General features: G+C 42.3%; 1 protein-coding gene and 1 pseudogene. Both read left to right on the top strand.

Going from position 1 to position 2,683, the window contains the following annotated elements; all coding sequences use genetic code 11:
- Positions 1 to 155: 155 nt before the first annotated feature.
- Positions 156 to 1,403, top strand: a complete 1,248-nt coding sequence (locus tag ACQY3M_RS07490) for a hypothetical protein (protein WP_428067187.1) — start codon at positions 156 to 158, stop codon at positions 1,401 to 1,403.
- A gap of 46 nt (positions 1,404 to 1,449) precedes the next feature.
- Positions 1,450 to 2,683: pseudogene (locus ACQY3M_RS07485) on the top strand (hypothetical protein); the annotation flags it as partial.

Here is a 2,683-nt window from a genome sequence, read left to right as displayed (position 1 = left end):
ATTATTCAAAACTTTTCATTAGGCTTGTTATGGAAAGCTTTGCATAACAAGCCGGGGGAAATGAAAATACGAGAGTAGGCTTTTAAAAAAACATTTTACCACCGTCTATTTTGTCGTGTTATAATATTTTATAATTTTGATTAGGAGGTGGACTTATGTTTTATCCGATGTACCTTCAGATAGAGTTGAATAAATACAATACCCGATTTGACTGCAATATAATGAAAGTACTTTCCAGCATTATCGCAAAAAGCAAAAATTTGGATTTTCAGGAGCAGATGTACAATAGTCTATATGGGTTATATAAGTTTATAAAGCGTTTTGACTCATTTTTTAAATTTCCCAATAACGAACTATGCCGTAAAGCCAAGGAAGAATTTAATACAAAATATTTAAGCAGTGTTTGGTTTATGACATCTGCCATATATCATCATCTAGAGGATGGAGATTTCGCCTCCATTTATGCAAACGAGTACTGGAAGATTACTCAAGCCAACATACTTAAGCTATGGAAATCAATAGATTTTTCTTCTGAATCAGGCGCACTTGAGGGTAAATTTATGGGTATTTTTGAAGATTTAATAAATTCAACAGTTAAGCAAATGCCCACTTTTACCGAAAAGAAGCTTAGCGACTTTACCAACTTATATCGTGCCAGCACTTATTGTCCATATGATTCATACAAATACATAATGCCTGATCCAGAATACTGTAAGGACAATAGGTGGAATGACGATGGAGTGGCATACCTTTATCTATCTTATGATAATCACGATAAAAAGAATGGAAACATTCTTGTATCCCAAAGAACTTGTTTCGAAGAGAAACGATTAACAAAAGATACTACTGTTGCAGTATGTCAATTTAAACCGGTTAACTCAGATATAAGAATATTAGATCTGACTTATAAGGGATTAGATTTAAACCAGCTAACTTATGAATTACAAGAACTGCCAGTTTACATTGTAAAAGAAATACTTGACATACTCAAAAGCAGTTCAAAGTTTAATAAGAGGGCACGGAAATATGCGGTTTCAGGCATTTCGAAGGCAGATTTTAACCGTGTATTATACAAATATGGGTTTAACGAAATAATCCAAACATATGTCTTACAGCGGTTCTCTTATTTAGTGTTAGACAATATATGTGAGGCTGTTTTTTACGCCGTCGATAAAAAAGATGACCCAGAATTAGAAGCATATATTCCTTTCAGAAAATTTAGCAAATATCTTATTTCGAAGGGATATGGGGGAGTGGCTTATAAAAGCACAAGAATGGAGTTAGTAGGATTGGAAGGCTATTGCCTAACTTTATTCGAACCAAATGATGCAGAACCTGTTAGAGGCACTATGCAGGTTTATGAGTACAATGGATGGGACTCCACCTTACTTAAATGCTATTAACTACCGCTCATGCGATTACTATAATTTAAATATAGGAGGTCAAACCTTGAACCCCATCAAAACCAACCCACCAGACCGCGCTCCGCGCATTAAAACCGCCGCCGCACGAGTACCGAAAGATCTCATGCGGCGTTCGCTTTTATCGGCAAAGAAGCAGGCGCAGTCCGTTGCGGAGCCGCAGCAGCCGCATGATGAACAGCCTGAGCAATATGCAGAGGCGCGCATTGAATATGCTGCTACCAAAGCAGCGCACCGCATTGGAAACGAGACTGCATACCGCGGGAAGCGGCTTATGCTAAAAGCAAGCCGCCGTATAAAACAGAACAGGCAATCGCAGGTAGGAACGGAACAAAGCCGTTCCTCCTTTTATTCTGCCGAAAGCAATACCGTGCGGCAAGGCCGGGAATACGCCAAGAGAAACAATCAGGCCTTGCGGCTGACAACCCAAAGCGCTACTCAAAGCATTAAGCAGAGTACTGAACCATCTAAAGCGGCAGCGAAAGGAACGGTTAAACCCATACGGCGCGGCGTTAAGGCTGCACAGCATACCGTCAAAACAACGGAGAGGACAGTTAAAACCACACAACACACAGCAAAGGCGGCGCAAAGAACCGCTAAGGCTACCGCAAAGGCAGCTCAAACGGCAGGGCGCACAGCGCAGCTTGCCGCTAAAGCCGCAGCGACAACCGCAAAAGCTGCCGCAAAAACCATTGCCGCCATTATTAAAGCTATCATTTCGGCAGTAAAGGAACTTGTTGCGGCAATCGCCGCCGGAGGCTGGATAGCTATCGTAATTGCAGTATTAGCGGTACTCGTGGTTGCCCTGCTTTCATTGTTCGGTGTATTCTCCGCAAATGAAGCGGCTGACGGCGATAAGCCCATGACAGAGGCCATAGAAGCCATCAACACCGAGTTTAAGAATGAAATAGAAAGCAAAATTGCCGAACTGACTTCACAAGGCGCTGCCGATGTTGTAGAGATTATTTATGAGGGCGATATGGAGAGCATCGAAAGCACCGTACCGAATTGGGCCGACGTGGTGGGCGTATACGCCATAAAAGTTGGTGCAGATGCAGAAACCCCATCCGACGTAACGGAAATGTCGCCTGAGAACGCAGAAAGGCTTCGTGAGGTGTTTCTTGATATGAACGAAGTCTCATATCGCACAGAATCCGAAACCGAAACTGTCATAGTAACCGATGAATACGGCGCTATTGTTCTTGACAAGGACGGGAAGCCGATTACGGAGCGCAAGACAACGCTGTCCATATACGTCAATG

Source organism: Candidatus Proelusimicrobium volucris (assembly GCF_959605025.1).
GTDB lineage: Bacteria > Elusimicrobiota > Elusimicrobia > Elusimicrobiales > Elusimicrobiaceae > Proelusimicrobium > Proelusimicrobium volucris.
This window is presented reverse-complemented; position numbering and strand designations above follow the sequence as displayed.